The sequence below is a fragment of the Streptomyces sp. NH27 genome (assembly GCF_056859195.1).
Genome location: NZ_JACEGK010000074.1, coordinates 1 through 19,947 on the forward strand (window position 1 = coordinate 1; position 19,947 = coordinate 19,947).

Annotated in this window: 22 protein-coding genes and 2 pseudogenes; 6 read left to right on the top strand and 18 right to left on the bottom strand. The window is 69.5% G+C overall.

Annotated elements, in window-relative coordinates:
- Positions 1-212: 212 nt before the first annotated feature.
- Positions 213-620 carry a hypothetical protein gene (locus AC13HU_RS08975; RefSeq protein ID WP_483041241.1) on the top strand — a complete coding sequence of 136 codons (408 nt, stop codon included), beginning with the start codon at positions 213-215 and terminating at the stop codon, positions 618-620.
- 39 nt (positions 621-659) lie between these two features.
- On the opposite strand, the gene AC13HU_RS08980 is transcribed toward AC13HU_RS08975, so the two are convergent.
- Both AC13HU_RS08980 and AC13HU_RS08985 read right to left on the bottom strand, forming a co-directional pair.
- Positions 660-1,154 (bottom strand): methyltransferase domain-containing protein, encoded by a 495-nt coding sequence (locus tag AC13HU_RS08980; RefSeq protein ID WP_483041242.1) that lies wholly within the window; start codon positions 1,152-1,154, stop codon positions 660-662.
- Positions 1,155-1,206: 52 nt separating this feature from the next.
- Positions 1,207-1,263: pseudogene (locus AC13HU_RS08985) on the bottom strand (hypothetical protein); the annotation flags it as partial.
- On the opposite strand from AC13HU_RS08985, the gene AC13HU_RS08990 reads away from it, so the two are divergent.
- On the top strand, positions 1,240-1,413 hold the full coding sequence (locus tag AC13HU_RS08990) for a hypothetical protein (protein WP_483041243.1): 174 nt from the start codon (positions 1,240-1,242) through the stop codon (positions 1,411-1,413). The pseudogene AC13HU_RS08985 and the gene AC13HU_RS08990 sit on opposite strands and share 24 nt — an antisense overlap.
- Positions 1,414-1,577: 164 nt before the next feature.
- Here the strand turns inward: AC13HU_RS08990 and AC13HU_RS08995 are convergent, their stop codons facing one another.
- The 15 genes and pseudogenes from AC13HU_RS08995 to AC13HU_RS09065 all read right to left on the bottom strand — a co-directional run bounded on the left by AC13HU_RS08995 (position 1,578) and on the right by AC13HU_RS09065 (position 15,509).
- On the bottom strand, positions 1,578-2,228 hold the full coding sequence (locus AC13HU_RS08995) for an HAD family hydrolase (RefSeq protein ID WP_483041244.1): 651 nt from the start codon (positions 2,226-2,228) through the stop codon (positions 1,578-1,580).
- Positions 2,225-3,295, bottom strand: coding sequence for a DegT/DnrJ/EryC1/StrS family aminotransferase (locus tag AC13HU_RS09000; protein ID WP_483041245.1), 1,071 nt, complete (start codon positions 3,293-3,295; stop codon positions 2,225-2,227). The genes AC13HU_RS08995 and AC13HU_RS09000 overlap by 4 nt, the downstream gene beginning before the upstream one ends.
- A gap of 26 nt (positions 3,296-3,321) precedes the next feature.
- Complete coding sequence (locus AC13HU_RS09005) at positions 3,322-4,368, bottom strand: radical SAM protein (protein ID WP_483041246.1); 1,047 nt, start codon at positions 4,366-4,368, stop codon at positions 3,322-3,324.
- Positions 4,369-4,468: 100 nt separating this feature from the next.
- Positions 4,469-5,425, bottom strand: a complete 957-nt coding sequence (locus tag AC13HU_RS09010) for an aminoglycoside phosphotransferase family protein (RefSeq protein ID WP_483041247.1) — start codon at positions 5,423-5,425, stop codon at positions 4,469-4,471.
- Positions 5,426-5,481: 56 nt separating this feature from the next.
- On the bottom strand, positions 5,482-6,507 hold the full coding sequence (locus tag AC13HU_RS09015) for a thiopeptide-type bacteriocin biosynthesis protein (protein ID WP_483041248.1): 1,026 nt from the start codon (positions 6,505-6,507) through the stop codon (positions 5,482-5,484).
- A complete protein-coding gene (locus AC13HU_RS09020; protein WP_483041249.1) occupies positions 6,489-8,147 on the bottom strand; it encodes a lantibiotic dehydratase family protein in 1,659 nt (552 codons plus the stop codon). Before AC13HU_RS09020 ends, AC13HU_RS09015 begins: the two co-directional genes overlap by 19 nt.
- Positions 8,148-8,163: 16 nt before the next feature.
- Positions 8,164-8,784 (bottom strand): annotated as a pseudogene (locus tag AC13HU_RS09025) (lantibiotic dehydratase); the annotation flags it as partial.
- Between the two features lie 58 nt (positions 8,785-8,842).
- Entirely contained in the window at positions 8,843-8,998 is a 156-nt protein-coding gene (locus AC13HU_RS09030; protein ID WP_483041250.1) for a hypothetical protein, read from the bottom strand.
- Positions 8,995-9,438 (bottom strand): hypothetical protein, encoded by a 444-nt coding sequence (locus tag AC13HU_RS09035; protein WP_483041251.1) that lies wholly within the window; start codon positions 9,436-9,438, stop codon positions 8,995-8,997. The genes AC13HU_RS09030 and AC13HU_RS09035 overlap by 4 nt, the downstream gene beginning before the upstream one ends.
- Positions 9,435-10,685 (bottom strand): cytochrome P450, encoded by a 1,251-nt coding sequence (locus AC13HU_RS09040; protein ID WP_483041252.1) that lies wholly within the window; start codon positions 10,683-10,685, stop codon positions 9,435-9,437. The genes AC13HU_RS09035 and AC13HU_RS09040 overlap by 4 nt, the downstream gene beginning before the upstream one ends.
- A gap of 14 nt (positions 10,686-10,699) precedes the next feature.
- Positions 10,700-11,260 carry a GTP-binding protein gene (locus AC13HU_RS09045; protein ID WP_483041253.1) on the bottom strand — a complete coding sequence of 187 codons (561 nt, stop codon included), beginning with the start codon at positions 11,258-11,260 and terminating at the stop codon, positions 10,700-10,702.
- Entirely contained in the window at positions 11,250-11,639 is a 390-nt protein-coding gene (locus AC13HU_RS09050; protein ID WP_483041254.1) for a DUF742 domain-containing protein, read from the bottom strand. The genes AC13HU_RS09045 and AC13HU_RS09050 overlap by 11 nt, the downstream gene beginning before the upstream one ends.
- Entirely contained in the window at positions 11,636-12,094 is a 459-nt protein-coding gene (locus AC13HU_RS09055; RefSeq protein ID WP_483041255.1) for a roadblock/LC7 domain-containing protein, read from the bottom strand. Before AC13HU_RS09055 ends, AC13HU_RS09050 begins: the two co-directional genes overlap by 4 nt.
- A gap of 16 nt (positions 12,095-12,110) precedes the next feature.
- Positions 12,111-14,381 carry a sensor histidine kinase gene (locus AC13HU_RS09060; RefSeq protein ID WP_483041256.1) on the bottom strand — a complete coding sequence of 757 codons (2,271 nt, stop codon included), beginning with the start codon at positions 14,379-14,381 and terminating at the stop codon, positions 12,111-12,113.
- 564 nt (positions 14,382-14,945) lie between these two features.
- Entirely contained in the window at positions 14,946-15,509 is a 564-nt protein-coding gene (locus AC13HU_RS09065) for an ATP-binding protein (protein WP_483041257.1), read from the bottom strand.
- A gap of 126 nt (positions 15,510-15,635) precedes the next feature.
- Here AC13HU_RS09065 and AC13HU_RS09070 point away from each other — a divergent pair, with 126 nt between their 5' ends.
- Positions 15,636-17,099: an NsdA family TPR-like regulatory protein gene (locus AC13HU_RS09070; protein ID WP_483041258.1), complete on the top strand. Its 1,464-nt coding sequence runs from the start codon at positions 15,636-15,638 to the stop codon at positions 17,097-17,099.
- Between the two features lie 195 nt (positions 17,100-17,294).
- Positions 17,295-17,792 carry a TrmO family methyltransferase domain-containing protein gene (locus tag AC13HU_RS09075; RefSeq protein ID WP_483041259.1) on the top strand — a complete coding sequence of 166 codons (498 nt, stop codon included), beginning with the start codon at positions 17,295-17,297 and terminating at the stop codon, positions 17,790-17,792.
- A 121-nt stretch (positions 17,793-17,913) separates the two neighbouring features.
- Here the strand turns inward: AC13HU_RS09075 and AC13HU_RS09080 are convergent, their stop codons facing one another.
- Positions 17,914-18,231, bottom strand: coding sequence for a hypothetical protein (locus AC13HU_RS09080; RefSeq protein ID WP_483041260.1), 318 nt, complete (start codon positions 18,229-18,231; stop codon positions 17,914-17,916).
- Between the two features lie 255 nt (positions 18,232-18,486).
- On the opposite strand from AC13HU_RS09080, the gene AC13HU_RS09085 reads away from it, so the two are divergent.
- The gene (locus AC13HU_RS09085; RefSeq protein ID WP_483041261.1) at positions 18,487-19,353 is read left to right on the top strand and encodes a helix-turn-helix domain-containing protein; all 867 of its coding nucleotides are present in this window, start codon (positions 18,487-18,489) and stop codon (positions 19,351-19,353) included.
- Between the two features lie 142 nt (positions 19,354-19,495).
- Complete coding sequence (locus tag AC13HU_RS09090) at positions 19,496-19,720, top strand: DUF397 domain-containing protein (protein WP_483041262.1); 225 nt, start codon at positions 19,496-19,498, stop codon at positions 19,718-19,720.
- Positions 19,721-19,947: the final 227 nt, after the last annotated feature.

A 19,947-nucleotide genomic window follows, 5' to 3' on the forward strand; every position in this document is an offset into this window, starting at 1 on the left:
TCGTGCGCTCCTACCTCTCCACCGCCCGCAAACACGGCCTCAACCCCATGACCGTCCTCCGCGACCTCTTCGCCGGAAACGTCTGGCTACCGCCCACACACGCGTAATCAAGCACCTGAGCAGTCACCCGCGAGGAACAGACGCTGTCCTCGGAGAGGCCGCGCCTGCCCCGCCTGCCTCACGAACTTCCCGAGGGGTCCGCGGGTGTCGCCATGCGGGAGATCGAGAGGCATCTGACGGAGCAGCCTCACCGCGTCGTGGCCGCCCTAGGCTTCGTTGAGGCCGCGCTGCTACGCAATGAGCGAGCCGCCTGTCCTCGGCTCGCGTCCCTCATCGTGTGGGACGCGGTGGCACTGGCGCGAGGCGTCTGCCCGGACGTCGAAGGTGGGCTTGAGCCGCTGGCACAGAAGCTGGGTGTGAACCTGCGCCAAGGCCGGCGCTCCGCGACCGAGGAAGTGTGGGCCGTGGCCCAGGTGTTCCAGCGCGCGGTTGAACGCGGCGTGAGCGGGAGTCGGTGGTCGAAGTTCTCCCAACTGGAGGAGATCGCCGGATCCGTGCCGAAACCAGTCGAGGAGAAGTATCTTCCGCCCTCTTCTGTCCAAGACTCCTTGTTCGACTGATGAGCCCGCCTCTCCGGGCCCGCCTGCGGTGCCGTACATTCACACCCGTCGCGCGACGACGACGCACCGTGCGCTGTCCTGGGCGAGGTGGCTGCCGTCGTAACCGCCGAACTTCCTCTCCACTACGAACCCTGCCTCGGCCAGCATCACCCCGAGATCCTCCGGCGTGTAGAGGCGCGACGAACTGCGGAACGAGTCGACGTGACCGTCCTCGTATCGGGTCGACATGTCGCTTTCGAGACGGCTGGTCGCTGGATCCCAGGAGGTGTGCACCGTGGTCGTGGCCGCCGGGCCGTTCAGTACCCGCGTGCCCACCTTGGTGGTGGCGCTGTTGGGCGGGAAGTGGTCCATCCCGAGTAAGGCGCCGGGACGCATAACCCGGGCGATCTCCTTCAGGACGCCGAGGTCCTCCCGAGAGGTGTCGAGGAAGCCGAAACTCCTCAGCAGCAGGGCGGCATCGGCGGATGCGCTGCGGAAGGGGAGCGCGCGGACGTCTGCCCGCGCGAGTCGGGGCCGCAGTCCATTCAGCGGCATCGCGAGAGGCGGCGTAGGCGAGCATGTCGGGGGACAGATCCACGCCGACGGTTCGGGTATAGCCGCGCTGGATGAGCTCGCGTGTGTGGCGTCCGAAGGCGCAGCACAGATCGAGGATCGTCTGGTCGGGCTGAAGATCCAGGTGGCGGATGTAGAAGTCGATGGTGCGGCGAGTCTTGGTGAGGTTGTGGTGGCTGTAGCGCTGGAGGGGGCTGCGGCCACGGTAGTTGGTGATCCACCAAGGTTCTTGATCAATTAGGGCGTTATTGCTGGTCATGTCACTCCGTGGAAATGAGCAGGCGAGGAACATGCGGCAGGGTTAGGCGGATAAAGCAGTCGGCGGACGGTCCGGTGCTGGGGCCCCAGGGGACCGGTCCCCGCGTTGCCGCAGGCCGACCGCAGACGGTCTGCGGCAACGCGCGATCACTCCGTGATCCGGCCGGGCACAGGGACGAGTAGATCCTCGTGGACGGCGAGGACCCGCATGCCCGCGTTCAACGCCGACGTAATGCCGTCCGGCGCGTCGTCGACGGCGAGACACCGGGCCGGTGCACGCGCGATCAACCGGGCCGCCTCCAGGTAGACGTCGGGGGCCGGTTTTCCCCGCTGTACCGATTCTGCCGTCACCACCACCGGCAGCAGCGTCCGAAGGCCGAGCCGGTCGATGACCGGGTGGACGAGGACGCCGGTTGCGGCGGAGGCGACAGCCCGGGGGAGGCCCAGGGCCTCAGCGCGGCGGAGAAGGTCGATCGTGCTGTTGATCAGGCGTGGCGGCGGGCCGGTGAGCAGCAGGCGTCGGCTGGTGGGCACGATGTCTTCGACGGGCAGGGTTCGCGGGGCCGCGAGGCGGCCGATGATCTCGCGAATGGGCAGGCCGCAGTGGAGGGTGTACCACCGGGAGTCGACGTCCACGCCGTACGGGGCGAGGGCCTGCCGGAGCGCGTGCAGCCGGATTTCGGCGTTATCGACGACGGTGCCGTCCCAGTCGACGATGACCGCGTCGGCACCCCGGAGCAACTGGTCCAAGTCCAGCGCGACCGTCGGTCTGGGCTGCGGAAGGTGGCTGGCAGTCATCGGATCTGTGCCCAGGTCTTGGCCTCGCGCCGGATGGTCTCGGCGAGGTCATGCAGCTCGGTGTCGGTGGTCTGCGGTTGCAAAATGACGGCGAGCATCTGGTCCACGGCCTGAGCGGCGCGCGGGCAGATAGCCGGGTCCAGATCCTGGCAGGCCGGATGCTGATGCGCTGCCCTGAGCCTGTGCGTTCCCACAGAGTTGGCGACGCCGGCTTCCGCGAGACGGGTACTGAAGTCTCGGGGACGTTCAAGATCGATGCGCCACAGGGCGGCGTAGCCGTTGGGGTCGTCCTCGGGTTCCGGCGCGTGAACGGTAAGCCCCGGCGTCTCGCCGACGAGGTCGTAGAGCATGCGGGACTGCTCGCGGCGTCGGAACAGGGCCTGATCGAAGTCGGCCAGGAAATGTCTGGCCAGATTGGCCAGGGGCTCGGCGAGCCGGTACGCCATCCCGAGCCTGCTGCCGGCGGGTGCGTGCGGGGCCGACGTGAGCCAGTGCGTGCGGTACGCGGCGGCGCGTGCGGCGAGTTCGTCGTCGTTGGTGATGAGGTAGCCGCCTTCACCGCATGAGATGATCTTGCCGTCCTTGAGGGAGAAGCAGCCGATGCTGCCGACCGTGCCGGCCGCGCGGCCATGTGTGCTGCTGCCTTGGGCCTGGCAGGCGTCCTCGATCACGGGCAGCCCGGCCGACTGTGCGTATGCGGCCAGTTCGAGGAGGCCGTCGGTTCGACCGGCCAGGTGGACCGGCAGGATGGCGCGAGTGCGCTCGGTGGTCTTGGCGGCCGCGTCGGCAAGATCCATGCCGGAGCCGTCTGCCGCGGTGTCGACGAAGACCGGATGAGCCTTGGCGGCTACAACGGCTGCCACGGTCATGATCACGGTGCGGGCGGGGAGGAGGACCTCGTCGCCCTCGCCGACGCCGACGGCGACCAGTGCGGTGTGCAGCGCGGCCGTCCCGGAGGAGACCGCGATGGCGTGCCGGGCCCCGTGGAGGGCCGCGAGTTCAGCCTCCAGCGCGGCGGCCTCGGCGCGGCCGACCGGATCAGGCATACGCTCGATGACCGGCTTCAACGTCAGCAGTGCGTCCGATGTCGTCTTCACGCGGGGCTCCCCGGGGTCGTGATGTCCGGCACATCGAAGGCCATCAAGGGCCACATGTTCACGCAGTCGACGCTGAACAGGGTGCAGTCGCTGCCGCAGCCGGAGGGCTTCCCGAACAGCTTGGCCGCGTCAGCCCCTTTGATCGTGCGGTGCGCATCGGCGGGGGTGGCTGCCATCTTGAGGGAGGACGGGCAGTCCCAGAGCGAGCCGTCGGGCTCAGCGAAGTACAGGGTGTCGCCGCCGAAGCACCCGTCGACGGTGGCGGTGAACTGGTGGACCGCGGAGGCGACCTGCCCGGGATAGCTTCGGGGCGGGAGCCGCAGAGGGAGCCCGGCTCCGTAGAGGCGCTCGAACCGTTCGCGCAGGACGGGAAGTTCGGTGTCGGTGAGGGCCAGGGTGTCGTGGAGGCTGTGGCCCTGAGGCAGGGCGACCGGCTGGAGTACGGCGTAGTCGCAGCCGAGGTCAGCGGCCAGCTGAGGCACGGCGAGGATGTCCGGCAGGTTGAGCTTGGTGATGACGGTGTAGAGGCCGACCCGAGGCTGGGCCGACGAGCCGCGGGCGGCCAGGAGGGCCTTGATCCCGGTGACGACACCTTCCCAGCCGTCGCTGTCCTGGCGGGGCGGGCGCCAGGTGTCGTTGTAGTCGGGGTCGGTGGAGTCCAGCGAGACGGATACGCCGTCGACGCCGAGCCCCACCAGACGCTCGGCCATTCCCGGCTGGTTCAAGGCCACTCCGCTGGTGCACACCACGACTCCGAGCCCGCCGAGCTTGAGGATTTCGATGAGGTCGAGGATGGGCCGCCACATCAGGGGTTCGCCGCCGGCGAGGAAGACTCGTCGCACGGCCGAGCCCTTCAGGGTGCGGGCGAACGCCATCACCTCCTTGGTAGGCAGGTCATGGGGCGAGAAGTGCGACAGCATGCCGGGGGTCTTGTCGACGCGCTGCTCGTCGAGCCAGGTGAAGTAGCAGGGCTTGCACTGGTGGGAGGCGCAATAGGAGCGCAGTGCCCAGAGCAGACTGATGGTCCGCGATATCGGGGTCATGGTCTTCCCTCATGCGATCGGGGCGGTCGCGGGCGCGGCCGCCGCTACTCGTCGGCCGACCGCCACAGCGGTGTCGTGGAGGCCGGCCGACGGGTCGTGTTCAGCCGTTCCAGGGGTTGTCGGTGCTCTGCAGGAGCCGTACGCGGGCGTGCTGGGTGGCGAACTCGTCGGCGCGGGTGTGCCGCTGCTTCCACAGCACGGCGAGCCAGCGCAGGGCGCAGGTGTGCTGGGCGGCGAGGAAGAACCGGCGGTTGGCGGGGGTGATGCCGAGGTCGGGCAGGAGCGGGATCCAGGTGCTGTCGGGGATCTCGCGGGCGCTGATGTGTTCGATCAGGTCGGCGGCGTCGAAGTGGACGGTGCCGTGGCCGCTGTACTCGAAGTCGACGACGGGGCTGGCGGCGCCGTCGCGTAGCCAGTTGTTGAGGTTGGAGTCGCCGCGGGAGAGCACGGCTGGCGCGGAGGTGTCGGCGACGAGTTCGGCGTCGCCGCTGCGGTGCCAGGCGGTGAGCAGGGCGCGCATGTCGGCGGTCAGCGGGTCGTCCTCGTGGCCGGCGAGGAGTTCGGGCCAGCTGCCGGTCAGGCGCAGCATGTAGTGGGAGCCGGAGTCGATGCGCTCCAGCTCGGCCATCAGCCCGGACAGGGGTACTTGGTGGAGGCGCTCGCTGGTGTGGGCCAGGCCCTTGAGGGCGGCTTCGAGGTCGGGGCTCTGCGTGAGCGGCGTGCCTTTGAGCAGGGTCATGCCGATGGCGGGGACCTCGTCGTGGTGGTCGAGCCACAGCGGGCGGGGGACGTCGTCGACGTCGTGCTCGGCGAGCAGGGTCAGAGCCGCCCACTCGCGCTCCAGGCGCCGGCGGTGGTTGCCCTTGGCGTAGAGCTTGACGCAGATGGGCCCGGCCTCGGGGTCGTCCCAGGCGTAGACGTGGTTCTGGAAGCCGCCGGTGAGCGGGCGAAGCCCGTGGTCGGCGAGCACTTCCTTCAGTCGGGTCTCGCCGCTGGTGCGGGCGCCGCGCAAGTCGGTGAGGAGATCGGCGGGCGGGGCGAGGCGCGTGGGGTGCATTCGGGGTACTCCGTGATATCTAGTCGTCGGCGGGGCCGGGTGGACGGGGATTCGTTCTACTGCAGCGGAGAACTGTGCTCGGCCGGGATGGGTATCGGGGCGCGGTCGGCGATCGCGCGGACGACGGCCTGGTGGACCTGCTCGGGGGTGAGTCCGAGGACGTCGACGGCGACCAGACCCGGGTCGTCGGATGCGAGGTGGCCGTAGGCGTCGTGGACGTGGCGCAGGACGGCGTGCTGCTCGGCGGTGTAGGGCCGGCCCTCACGATGGGCGGCCCGGGCGATGGCCTCGTCGGCGGCGGTGCCGCCAGGAGCTTCGCCGACAAGTCGGAGGTGGGTGGTCAACAGCGCGCGCACGACGGCGTCCACGTCGACGTGCGGTGCCTTCTCCAACGCGGCGCGCTGCTCGTCCAGGGCCGCGCGCCGCGCAGCCCAGTGCTCCTCGACGAGGACGTGGCCGGCGGGAGTTCGGCGCAGCCCGGCCCAGTCGCCCGGCAGGATGAGTTCGCGCGCCTGCTGCAGCAGCGTCGTGGGAATCCGGACCGCGGAGCGCGGCTTGGGCTGAGCGGACAGCCAGCGCATGCCGCCGGTGACGTCCTGGTGGAGCCCGGTCGTGATCGCCACGACGTTCGCCGCCGCGAGCACGGGCTGAGGAGCCAAGGTGTGAAGGTGGGCCTGCTGGTGCGCGATGACGGCCGAGTCGGCCGCCCAGACCCCTTCCGCGGCCGTCAGGGTCCTCCGGTTGCCCCACAGGCCGGCGTGCGGCCGGTACGGGACGAGGGCGAAGTCGCCGATGACTCCGGTGTCGACCAGGTGGTCGGCCCATGAGCCGAGCGTGCGCATTGCGTCGGCGGCCTGCGAAGGGCTGCCGTGGCGGATCGTCAGCTCGGTGTGCGGCAGCACTTGCTCGTCGCGGGGTGTGATCCACCAGATGGCGCCGGGCAGATCCGCGGCGAGTTGCGGCAGGTGGTCGACGAGCAGGGCGTGGCGAACCTGCGGCTGGCAGTACAGCCGGGCGAACAGGTACGGGGAGGCACCGGGCAGGTGGACCTGGTCGCGTCCGGTCAGCGGGGTCTCCCGCACGGGCGGCGCGGGTCGTCGCGGGGCCGTGGAGGACAGGAAGGTAACGATCTCGTGGGGCCGGCCCCCGCACCAGCCGTAGGCGTCCTGCGGTTCCACCTCGACGAGCGTGAACTGTCCCAGGGCGCGGGCCGATCCAGGTGCGAGCGCAGCAGCACACGGTGAGCCGGGTGCTCTAGGTCCAGACGCAGCGGCGTGTCGAAGCGCTCTAGGTAGACGTGCCGGGGAAGCCGCCACCGCGCGCGCAGCGCGGCGAAGGCATCCTCCCACTCGTCGACGGGAGCACCCGGGCCGGGCAGTCCGGCGTGGGCGAGGCGCCACGTGGCCGGGCTGAGGACGGTGCGTCCGGCGCGAACCCGGGGACGGACGGCCAGGTGCCGTGCGGCGCCCCAGTCCCAGGCGCCCAGGTCGCCGTTGCTGCCGACGAGCCTGCTGCTCTGGCCGCGCTGCATCTCGTCCAGGAACCGTGCGATGGCTGGGGTCTGGCATTCGAGCTGGAGCGGGTGCGGGATCGCGGCTTCGAGGACCTGCCCGCGGGAGAGCGAGACCAGGTGCAGACGCTCCTGATGGCAGATCACGGCCAGGTCGTCGGGAGCGATGACATCCGGGTCCCCCTCGCGGAACTCCGATAGGGAGATCAACGGCGCGGTCAAGCGCGGCGTGTGCGTGATGTGGATCGCCCGCGGCAGCAGGGCGGGAAATGACAACTGTGCGGGCAGCGCCCCGCGCACGGTGGTCGGCCGGCGCGCCAGCATTCCGAGCAGGTCGCTGGGCGAGTCCTGGTCGGCGAGAACGGCGGCGAGGCGTCCGCCGCTGTAATGCCCCCAGCCGCGGCCGACACTGCGCACCTGGAAGGTGAACTCGCCGGCGTTCAGAGCCTGCACGCTCGGGGCGTGGATGGAGCCGGCCAGCTCCAGGTGGGCGGGCACGTTAGCGGTAGTGGCCGGCCGGTCTCCGGCGAGTTGCTCGATGAGGGCCTCGTCGAGGACGAGATCCTGGCCGTCGGTGACGGCGCGCTGCGCGAGCGCCGTCAGCAGTTCGTCGCGGCGCCCGGTTGGAGGCTGCGGGGCCCGCACGGTGCCGTGGTAGTCCTCGGGCAGGCCGAGTCCGGTGTGCGGATCCAGCAGGTCCAGTAGCGGTACCGCGGTGCCGTCGCCGTACCGTGCCCGGAAGCGGTCGCGGTATCGGATCCATGCCTGGGTACCCCGCGGTTCCGGCGTGATGCGGGCCAGCACGCTGGCTGCCGCCTCGGCTTCCCAGGCCACCGCCCGGGGAATTGTCACCTCCGCGTCCATTCGAACGTCCACGGCCGCCGGAGAAGGCTGATCGGCCACCTGACGCATCTGCCCTGTGACGGCGTTTCGGCGGCGGTCCGCCTCCTGCGGCGCGAGCGGGGGCCGACGGTTGAGGGCACGCAGCTGCGCGTGGATCTGCGGGAGCGCCGAGACCAGCTCCGCCGCCGGCCCGTACGGGGCGACGCCAGCGATCTCCAGCTCACGCACCACATGGCCGAGACCGTCGAGGTCGGTGCCCGACGGTTGGAGGCTGGTCAGCAGCATCCGCTGGGAGATCAGCAGGTCCAGCAGCTCCTCGGCTCCGCACGCGCCGAGTTCGGGGTAAGCGGCGGTGAGTTTGCCGGCCACGTCGCTGTAGGGAAGGGGGGGCGGCCGTCATCCGTACGGCGGCCCCGACTGCCGCGGTGCGCAGGAGCGACACTTCGTGCACGGCCGTGCCCGTCGCGTCCAGCGCCCGCTGCCGCCAGGGCAGGACCAGCCGCTCACCGCGGGCCCGTAGGACGTTGTTGGCCTTGACCCGCAGACACCGCCGCACCTGCGGGATCGCTTCGAGTTGCTGCACCACGGCGGCAAGCCACTCCCCGTCCGCACGGGTGAGCGCCTGGTGGTCTTCACCCCATCGCACGTCGGTCTCGGCCCCGAACCGGCCCTCGGCGACACCGGCGAACAACCCGAACGGCGTGACCCGGAACGAAAAACGCAGGACGTAGCTGAGCAGGGACAGAACAAGCCGCCGCAGCCCTTCCACGTCGGCGGGCCGCGTCGCGAGGCCGTCGATCTCGTCGGCGAGGTCGGGACTCGCATAGCGGACGGCGGACGCGATCCGAGGGACGCCCCAGGTCTCGAGTACCCAGCACCGCCAGGACGCAGCCTCGGCCGCCGTGCGACGTGTTAGATCCGGCGCCGGCGGGATCGGAAGGGCGTGGAGGAGTACGGAGCGCACCATGATGCCGCGCTGGGCGCGGAAAGCGGATCGGGAGCTCATGTCGCCTCGGCCTTCTTGCCGGTAAAGGGGTAATAGGGGCGGTTCGGGTCAGGTGCGGTCACGTGTCGCTGAAGAAGTGCTGGAACGCGTCGGCGGTGCCGGGGACTTCGACCACCTGCACGTCGAGAACCGCGGCGAGCGGGGGGAGTTCGGGGCGATCGGAGTCGGGCGTGGCGGCGTCCGCCGGTGACGCGGTCAGGCAGGTGGCGGTCATGGTCGGGGCTCCAGGACGGGAGAGGCGGGGATAACGTCGGGGGCGAGGGCGGTGACGACGGGGTGAAGCAGCAGAGGCCGGCTGAGCGGGGGGCCGTCGAGGCTCACCCACCCGGAGAAGCCGCTGTGCTCGGCCGGTCGCTGGCTGAACGGCGGGAGCGTGACGCTCGCGCCCGCCTTGAGGTAGGTCGTGCCCGGCGGCCAGGTGGGATCGTCGGACTTCTCGGGCAGGAAGACCCCCCACTGGCCGTCGTGTGCGAAGACCCAGCCCAGAGCAGCAACCGTCGCCGGCCTCCCCGCGAGAGCGCCCTTCACGAGTCGGGCGAGCGGTTCCGACATGAGCAGGACCTCCCACCCGCGCCCGACCAGCCGGGGCCGCAGAACTTCAACGGGACGTGGCGGCAGGGTGGGAGTGGTGCGCGCGAGGGTCGTCGGAGTCACGTCACGGGTCCTTGCTGGCAGGTCTCCGCGGTCTTGGCGCCGGAGGAGGACGTACGGGGGGAGAGCTCGACGGCGATCGGCGCGCTGCTGTAGCCGCGCAGGAGGTTGTTGAGGACGCGGTCCGGTTCGCCGTCGAGGGTGAGGTGGGAGCACCGCGCGGCCAGGGCTCGCAGGACGGCGCGGGCCTGGAGTTCAGCGAGGGGGATGCCGGCGCACAGGTGGGGACCTCCGCCGAAGGCGAGGTGCCCCTCAGAGCCGGGGCGTTGGATGTTGTAGGTGTCGGCGTCCGGGCCCCACTGCTGCGGGTCGCGGCCGGCGGATCCGTACAGCAGCCAGACCTGCTCGCCCTCGGCCAGATGCACGCCCCCGATGACGGTCGGCTTCGTCGACAAGCGGCCGAACCCCTGAATCGGCGCTTCGAGCCGCAAGGACTCGTGGAAGGCGGGCACGGACCACTGGCTGGGATCGCGGCGCAGCAACTGCCACTGCTCCGGGTGCCGGGCGAGCTGGATGAGGGTGTCGGCCAGGCCGAGGACGGTGGTGTCGATACCGGCGGCCGTGTACGCCGAGGCCAGCGGTATCGCATCGACTTCGTCGATCTGTCCGGCGTCGACGGCCTCGAAGATCGCGCCCATCCACGTGCCGTGCGCGACGGTCTGCCGGGTCAGCTTCTCGTGGAGCATCTCGACCATGCGAGAGGCCAGCGGCAGCGCCTGCTGGTAGCGGGCGCCGTCCGGGCCGAAGACGTCGAAGGTGGCGGCGGCGCCGTCGAGTAGGACCTCGCGGTCCGCGTCGGGCAGGCCCATCAGTTCCATCACGGTGTCGCAGACCATGTGCCGGGCCAAGACGACGGCGTCGAACCGACCCGGTTCCGTGTACGTGGCCACCAGGCGTTCGGCGCGGGCGGTGATGCGGTCGGCCAGGTTCTTCATCGCGCGGGGGGCGAGCTGTTTGGACAGCACTCTGCGGAGCTTGATGTGCTGGGCGCCGTCGGAGGCGAGGACCGTGCCGGCGACTATCTGCTGATTGGCGAGGGCGGTGAGAGCTATGCCGCCTTCGGATCCGAAGGTGTCGGGTGACTTGAGGATCTCGGCGAGATCGGCGTGGCGGGGGACGGCCCACACGCCGTATTCCTCCAGACGCACCGCGGCCCCGGTGGCCCGCAAGGTGGCGTACGCCGGGTACGGGTTGGACAGGAGGTCGTCGGCGAAGAGGGCGACGGGGCTGGCGGGAGCGAAGGCGGGCATGAGGGTCCTCCAGTTCAGGCGGTCACGGGCTGGTTGAGCCGGTACTGCAGGAGCGTGATCAGCGCGAGGGTGCTGGAGCCGGACTCGCGGGCGTCGAGTTGGAGAAGGGGGATGTGCGGCGGCAGATCTATGGCGGCGCGCAGGTCGGCCTCGCTGTAGGCGGGAGCGCCGTCGAAGGCGTTGACCGCCACGATGTACGGCACGCCGCGGCCGTCGAAGAAGTCGATGCTGGCGAAGCAGTCGTCGAGCCGCCGTGTGTCGGCCAGGACGATGGCGCCCATGGCGCCGCGGACCATGTCGTCCCACATGTACCAAAACCGGTCCTGCCCGGGCGTTCCGAACAGGTACAGGGTGATGCCGTCGACGGTGCGACGGCCGAAGTCGAAGGCGACGGTGGTGGTGGTCTTCCTCTCGACTCCGTCGGTGCGGTCGACCCCGGCGCTCGCCTCGGTGATGACGGCTTCGGTGTTCAGCGGCTCGATCTCGCTGACCGCGCCGACGAACGTGGTCTTGCCGACCCCGAAGCCCCCGGCGACGACGAGTTTGACGACTTCTGGAGCGGGTTCAGTTGGCACCCCGTGTCCCCCTGGTTTCCTTTTCGTATTGGGCCCGCAGGCTGGCGTGCACGCGTTCCATAAGGCGGTGAGTGACGTTGTCGTTGCGGGACATGTCCACCGGGGCCCGGGCGGTTACCAGCGTGTGCTGCTGGAGGTCGGTGACCAGGACGGTGATGACCCCGACGGGCAGCCGCAGAACTCCGGCGAGTTCCGACACGGCTCTGGGCTCGGAGCACAGCTCCAGGACGTGCTGATGCTGCTCGCTCAGCAGCTGCCCTTCGTGGCGCGCGTGGGCGGTGATCTGGGTGTCGATGCTCAGCGTGGCGTCGGGGGCCTGGGTGCGGCCGCCGGTTCCGGCGTACGGCCGCGTCCGGCGGCCGCCCGACGCCGCCGTCACAGGATCGTCTCGCTGTGTTCGCCGGTCGCCAGCTCTCGCCGCTCGACGTCCAGCATGCCGCCGAGCTGGCTGGCCAGATCGGTCAGCTCGAATCCGAGCTGTCCGAGCGTGGCCTCCTTCGACGTGTGCAGGGCGATGACGCTGTGCTGGCCGGCGCGGCTGGCGACGCACCAGCCGTTCTCCAGCTCCACGACCGTGCGCAGCATCTGGCCGCCGTGGATGTAGTCGGCCTGCCGCTGGGCGAGGGTGGCCATGCCGCTGGCCATCGCGGCCAAGTGCTCGCCCAACTCCTTGCGGACTGCCTCGGCGGACTTCTCCTTGGACGGGTCGGCGGCCAGGTCCGTCCAGCCGCTCATGTAGCGGAAGATGCCGTCCTCGGTCACGACGACCGCTCCGAGCACGTGAGCGATCTTGCCGACGCGCTGGTCGAGGAGGTTCTGGATCTCGGGGTTCATAAGTGCCTTCTCGTCCTTATCGGTGGGTGTCGTACTCGGTGGCCTGCTGTGTTCCGGTCTGGAAGTCCGCCCAGGCGGTGCCGACTTGCTGTGGGTCGGACTCGGTCCTCACTCCCGCCTGCTGGGGCGGGTGGGCGCCGCTGCGCAGGACGGGGTTGAGGTGCTGGCCTGCCATGCGGCGCGGCAGGGGATCGGCGTCGGCGTCGGTGGCCGCGGGCAGGGTGTCGGCTCCGAGCTGCTCGGCCTGCCGTTGCGCATGGGCGGCGGCCGGGCCGAGGGCCGGCTGCCGCCGACGGGGCAGGGGTGATTGTGGCAACTCCCCGCCGGTGGCCGCTGGGGCGGGAACCGCCGGCTGCGCGGGGTAGGCGGAGGCGGTCGGCGGGAGGACGTCCTGCTTCACCGTCGTCAGCGCCTTGTTGTCGATCATGACGACGGCGGTGATCCCGCTGTAGGCGGATCGCCTGAGCGACACGTTCAGATGGTGGCGGCCGGCCAGCCGGGCGACGACGAACAGGCCGAGCTTGCCCTGCCGCCGCGCCATGGCCTCGAACGTCGCCTGGTTGTGCTGCGCGAGCTCCGCGTTGATGGTGTCGATCGCGTTCTGGCGCATCCCGAAGCCGATGTCCTCGATCTCCAGCGCGACGCCGTGCATGGCCCTGACGCTGCGCACGGTCACGTTGCCGGTGGAGTTGCCGATTCCGTTCTCGATCAGCGCGGCAACGACCTTCACCGTGGCGGCCGCGTGCTGCGGGGGAATGTAGGCGGTGTCGGTGACCTGGTTGGTCACCCGCTTAGGAGAACCGGTCTCCACTGCGGCGTCGTTGACCAGGTCGAGCAGTGGCCTCGGCCGGTCGTAGAGGTCCTGCCGCATGCCGCCGGCCAGTGTCCCGACGTGCTCCTGGTGGCGGCGGCTGGCGGAGACGGCCCCGTCAATGGTGATCAGGTCGTCCAGCAAGGCGGGGTCGACGTCCGGCCGGGTCATCACCCGCTCCAGGTGGCCCAGGGCCCGGTTGATGTGTCCGAGGGTCCGCTCGGTCGCCGCCGCGACGAACGCTCCGATCCCGCGACGGTCGCCGGCCTGATCGGCGGCCTGGCGCACCGCGGTGCGCTGCGCCTCGACCAGGGCGGCCTGGACGTGGCTGAACTCGTCCCCACGGTCCGGATCGGGGAACTCCGCCTTCGCATCGACGACTTCACCGCGCATCAGCCGGTCCACGACCTGCGGCAGCCGCTCGGCGCCCTCCTTCGTCTGCTGACGCAGCTGACGCAGCCGGGCGGAGATGGAGCGGATCAGCCAGATGATGAGCCCGGCGATCAGCAGGATCGCCGCCAGGCTGCCGGCGGCCTGGAGGAAGACCTGGGTGCGGATCTCGTCCGCCCGCTGGAAACCGTGGGCGAGCAGCCCCTGCGTCCGTTGCAAGTTCAGGCCGGCGAGCTGACCGCTGACCTTCCCGTACGCGTCGTCCCAGCGGGCGAGGGAGGCCCGGTCGCCAATCTGCTCGTTCCCGAGGTCGTCAGTCGGCGGCGTGATGACTGACCGCTGCGCCGCCTGGAGCTCCTTCCACTCCGGGCTGGCGGTGATCTTGTCGTAGAGGGCCTTCTCCTGAGCGGGAAGGTAGGGGGCGATCCACCGCTCGTACATCACCTGCTGGGTGCCGTACGCCTCGGCGAAGGCCACCCGATGGCTGTTCGTCATCTGGCCGGAGTCCCGGGCCTGGGTGATGAGCATGTCCTGCTGGGCCAAGGCATCCGAGGCGTAGAACAGCCCGACCAACGGCCTGGTCTCCAGCGTGAGTGGGCCGTCGTCCATCGCGCTCAGTGCCTGGTAGAAGCTGATCATCTTGTTGATCAGGGAGGTGTAGTAGCCGGTGGACGCGTCCGGCTCGCCTGCCCGGGCGTCCACGTTCTTTCGCACCCGGGGCAGGCTCTCGAGCTGCTGGTAGACCGCTTCGGCGTACTCCCACCGGTGCCGCTGGTCGCTGTGCAGCTCGGTACCGGACAGGCGCCTGAAGGACGCCAGGCCGGCATCGGTCTTCTTCCGCTGCGCTTGCAGGGCCGTCTTCGCGGCGGACGAGGGGTGAGCCAGGTACGCGGCCGTGAGCTTGCGCTCGGCCTGCGCCGCGACGAACAGGGGCAGCGACGCCTCACCGCCGAGCCGGCCCGTGGTGCTGTCGTTGCGCAGATTCCTCTGCTGCTCCCAGGCCGGCACCGCGTTGACGACGACCAGAACGAGCAGCGCGGCGATCGCGACGGAGGCCACCACGATGAGGCGGGTGCGCACCGTCATGATGCGACGCGGTGCCCTGTGGCCGGAGCGGTCTATGGGTGTCATGGGTCCTCGGACGAAGTGGTGGGTGGGGAAAGCAGAAGGGTGTGGACCGGCTGCCGCGGGTGTGCTCTGGGAACCGCGGCAGCCGGGACGACGGCGACACGGGGGTCGCCGGCTCGCTCGCGGCTTCCGGGACCTGGACGGCGGGATGCCGAGCGATCCCCCAGAGTCGGAAGCCGGAGCCCACGGGCGAGCGTCGGAGGCGGACAGGTACGGGCTCTGCGCGCTGCCGGGCTCTGGTCTATGCGGGCGGCCCGCAGTCCCCCAGGTAACCCGCCGTGACGCTGACCGACTCGGCCGTCGGCACGGATCGACGATGCAGCGCGCCAACTCGGGCCGCTCCCGGCACCGCCGTCAGGTCCGGTACGGAAGCGGGGGCGTGTCCGGGATCGTTCTGGGGGGCGTCGACCGTCTGCTTCTCGCTCGGCCACGCGTTAGTGAAGGAGCGCGACTCCGGGGCAACGGCCGCAGGGGCGCGTTCAGTGCGGTCTGCCATCGGGAGGCGGGCCATCGCACGGACGCTCATGAGGTCCGCTTCCTGGGGGAGTCGAGTTCGGTCCAGACGGTCTTGCCGCTGCCGGCCGGGTCGTGATCGACGCCCCAGCGGTCGAAGAGCTCATCGACGAGCACCAGACCGCGCCCGCTCGTCCGGCCTGCGGAAGGCTTCCGCTCCCTGGGCCTCTTCTCGGACGGATCGTGCACGTCCACGCGCAGCCGGTCGTCAGACCACGCCACGGTAATCTTGACCATGGTGCCAGGCGGAAGGTTGAGGCAGCCATGCAGGACAGCGTTGGTCATGAGTTCCTGAGAGATCAGGGCGACATCGTCGGCGACGTACTCCAGGCCGTCTGCCTCCAGGCGCGCACGCAGTCGGCGACGCACAGGGGGGATGGCCTCCTTGTCCGCGGGGAACGAGGCTTCGAATTGGGGCTCGCCCGGGTGGATCATGTCGCTGCGGTGGAGAGGGGCCTCGGTCACCGCACACACTCCTCGAGCCGTCAGGGCCGCGCCCCCGTGCGTCATGACGGCGGAGGGAACTGCTGCCAAGCAGCCAGGCTTCTTGCGCGTCAGGTAGTGCACGTTCATTGGCCGCTTCTCCTCGCCTGCCAGCGTGCGATCGCCTCTGGCCACTTGGTGGGCCTGTGTGGATGAGGTCGTCGATTCCCCTACGCCCCGAGCGGGTTGGAGGAATATCGTCTTCAAGAGAGAACCGTGTACGCGAGCCAGTGGGTATCCCAGCGGGCCGATCGGCGCGATACACGTGATACAAGATCGTTTCGGGGATTGGGGCGCGCCATGGGGCGCACACGCAATACGCGGCTGGAAGGCGCCGTCCAAGAGCTGGGCCTGTCGCAGCGCCAGTTGGCCGCCCGCTTCCGGGCGGTCGCTGCCGAGCACGGGGCGACCGAACTCCAGAGCGTGGCCCAGCCGTACATCGCCCGCTGGATCGCCGGGGCTCCGGTGGAGGGCCGCGCACCGTTTATCTTGGCCGAGACGCTCTCCCGTGGCCTCGGTCGCCTCGTCACGCTCACCGACATCGGGCTGGCGGCGGACACCGAAGTCGAGCTGCCGGCGTGGGGCGACGACACACTGACGACGCTGGTGACGCTCGGGAGCAAGGACATGGTGGACATCGACCGCCGACGGCTGCTGGCCACCTCGGTCTACTCGGTAGCCGCCCTGACGCTTCCCGAGGACCAGTGGTTCGAGCGGGCCATGGACCGGGCCCGGATGCGCAGGCCCTTGTCGAGCTACGTCGTCACGGCTCAGGACGTCGAGGATGTTCGCGAGATGGCCGCGATCTTCTCCCGCCGTGATCAAAAGCGTGGCGGCCGCGCCGGCCGCGCTGCCCTCGTTGCCTATCTCCGAGCCGATGTCGCAGACCTGCTGAGCGGCCGGTTCCCCTCCGAGGAGATCCGCCGCGGCATGACCTCCGCGGCAGCCGAACTCGGCTACCTCGCGGGATGGACAGCGTTTGATGGGGGCGAACATCCGCTCGCGCAACGCTGGTTGACGATTGCCACGAAGCTCGCCGAAGAAGCCGGGGATGCCCCTCTGGCCGGCCACGTTCTCCGGGCGATGGCCCACCAGGCCGTCGACCTCGGACAACCCCAGGAAGCCGTACGGCTGGCCGAAGCCTCCCTGACCAGCCGCCGTTACGCCCAGGCATGCTGGCGCGAGCGCTCGCTCCTCGGCGTCGTACACGCCCGCGGCCTGGCCGCCGCCGGCCAGAAGAAAGCCGCCATCGCTGCGCTCCTGCGCGCGGAGCAGGACCTCGGCCGGGCCCGCGACGGAGACGACGAACCGAACAGGGTGTTCTTCTTCGCCGAGGCCAGCCTTGCCCACGAGACCGCCGCCGCACTGCGCGACCTCGGCGACCTCCAAGGCGCCGAGGCGCAGTTCAGCCGCAGCGTCCGCACACGGCGCGCCCAGTTCACCCGAACCCACTCCGTCACTCTCGGGTACCTCGGCGCCGTTCAGGCCCAGCAAGGACACCTCGATATCGCCTGCGACACCTGGAGCCAGGCCCTCGACGCCATGACCGGCGTCCAGTCGGGCCGAGCGAAGGAGACCGTCGTCCAGATGCGCCGAGCGCTGTCGCCCTTCCGGAACCGGGCCGGAAGCCACGCTGCGGATCTGGACGCGCGTGCCCGCTCGATGCTGAGCCAGGCGTAATCCGCGCCGTCCCCTTCGCTGGCCGTGCGAGCTCCTTAGCCTCCCGGGGCGGCGCACGTCGCGGCTGTCAGTGCCCTGACCCCGACCGGGCGAAGAAGGCGCGCACCTCGCCCCATAAGCTGACTGAGTTGAGGTGCCGACGAACCTCTGCCAGGGCCGAGACGACCCAACGTGCAGGTGATGAAGGGGACGCTGATGACCAGCCCAACGCAGATCGAGATCACGGCAGTCGCACAGGTCGTCGGGGGCCACAGGGACCCGGTCGACGACTACCAGGGTGGCGTGGAGACGATCATCCGTATGAACGAGGACCTCCCCCTGGAGACCCTTCAGGGCCTTCAAGACTTCTCGCACTTGGAGATCATTTGGCACTTCCACAAGGCCAGTCCTGCGGATGTGGCGCTGCACGCGCGCAGCCCGCGCGACAACCGTGCCTGGCCAGCCACGGGCACCTTTGTCCACCGCAACCACCGACGGCCGAACCAGCTCGCCATCAGCCATCCAAAACTGCTCCGGGTCAACGGACGAGACCTCCACGTCACGGACTTCGACGCGGTCATCGGCACGCCCATCTTCGACGTCGCGCCCTACTTCCCCGTCATGGGGCCGCGGGGTCAGGTGCATGTCCCTGCATGGGTCGGCGAGATGCTGACCCAGTACTGGGCTACTCCTCCGGACCGGGGATCCAAGTAACTGCCGAGGACATGCCAACCCAGAAGTCCCTGTGATGCGCGCCGGGCGCGCGGCCGGGCGAGGGTGACCGATCGACTTCTGCTGCGCTCGGTGGCAGCGGTCTCGCAGCGAAGCTGCACAGTTAGTCGGCATGGCCGTCCGCCTTTCGCAGTTCCAGCTCGTCCGGTGCCGCCAGCCAACCGTCTCGGTCGCCCGAGAGAGGGCGCACCCACCACTTGTCGGCGTCGTACACCCCGGGCTCCACGACGAGCTGGACCTGACGGCCCCGCACCGTGTCGTAGGCGGTGCTGCCCACGTGCAGGAGCTCGGAGCTTCTTGCGGGCGCCGGCGGATGGTCCTGCACCGTGGAGACATCCCGCGCCACGTTGGTGATGATGGCCGGGCTACAGCCTGTTCGCAGCTCGGGGTGCAGATGCGCGTCAAGCGAGGTGGGGGGCATAGCCGGTCCTCGTTGGTTGGCGGAGGCAGCCGGGCGCGATCACGGAGCGTGCGCAGATTGCTGCCAGCTGTTGTGACGTGTCGAGTATGACAGCGACTTCTTCTTTACGTAAAGCTCCGCTGCGAAAATTTCTCAATGGAGCTTTTCGCGTTCCCAGGACGTGCGCTCGAGGGCTATCGTCATGTCGACACTTGATGCACGAGCGCCCACTGCGTGTGTCGCCCCCCAGGTCAAGTCCTCACCGAAGGAGTCGAGATGGCCGCCGTTGACGACAGGTCCGTCGCGCTGTGCCGCATCCTGCTCAGGCTGCAGCTCCGCCGGCTTCGTCAGGACCGGGGACTCAACGCCTCTGCCGTGGCGAAGGTGTTTGGGTGGTCCACGGCCCGCATGACGCGCCTGGAGACGAAGGACACCGCGGTCGAAGTCGGCGATGTCCGGCTGCTGTGCGACTACTACGAAGCGCCGCTCGAACTGCGTGACGAGCTGGAGAACTACGCACTCATCACCAAGACCAGGAAAGACTGGTGGGAGGAGAAGCCGTACAAGGGCAAGATCCCGCCGTGGTTCCAGGCATGCCTCGGTCTCGAAGCTGCAGCCCGCACCATCCGCATCTACCAGTCCGAGTTCGTGCCCGGTCTCACCCAGGATGTTGAATATGCCAGGGCCATCCTTGCCCTCTCCGAAGCAGATGAGGAAACCCAGCACGTCCATGCGGCAGTTCGAGCGAAGCGGCAGAGCATTTTGGAGCGCGCCGATGGTCCTCCGGCGGTGACGGTGATCCTCAACGAGGGGATCATCCGCCGACCCGTCGGCGGAGCCCACGTCATGCGCCAGCAGTTGTTACGGCTCAGCAAGCTCGCTGAGAAGCCGCATATCACGATCAGGGTGCTTCCGTTCTCCGCCGGCGCCCACCCTGCTATGCACGGCCCCTTTACCCTCTGGGACTTCGAAGATGAGACGGTCGGTGAACTCGCTTACCTTGAGACCCTGGTAGATGGCGGCGTCCACTCGGACGCCGAGAAGGTCGCTCCGTTCATCGACGCCTTTGAGCGGCTCGATGCACTGTCCGCCGCTCCCAAGCCCTCGGCCGCGATGATCGAGGACGCTGTGGCCAGTCTGTGACGCGGGCGCCGACCTCTCGCGCCCCACCCAGACGCTGGCCATCCGGGGGCGAAGGGGAGACTCTGAGAGGATGCCCAGGCACCGGCCTGGGAGGCCTTCAGGCGGAAGGCCGTCGGTACTGAAGAAGTGAGGAGAGTCTCCGTTGACGCAGGAGCTCACATGGCGGAAAAGCAGCTACAGCGGTCAGAACGGAGGCGACTGCATCGAGTGTGCAGTGCGTCCACCGGCCAGTGGGGCGGGGCCCCAACAGGATGAAGTACTCGTCCGCGACTCGAAGGACAACGCGGGGCCACGGCTCGCCTTCCCCGCAGCAGCATGGAGCAGTTTCGTAGCCGCAGCGTCGGCTGGTGAGTTCGGGGTCGAGTAAAGCGTGACCTGGGGCATCCGATGCCCCGCGCATGACAGTTTCCAGAAGCGTCCCTCCTCAAGCGAAGCGAGGAGGGACGCTTCGGCGTTCTACCTTCCCCCTAGTACTGCAACCGCATCTGGAGAATGTGGCCTCGGCGTTTGTAGTGGGATCGGCGGGCTCGGGCCTGGCTGCGTCGTCGGAAGCGTGACCAGTGCAGATGGTGCTCGTTGCTGTGGCAGTGGCGC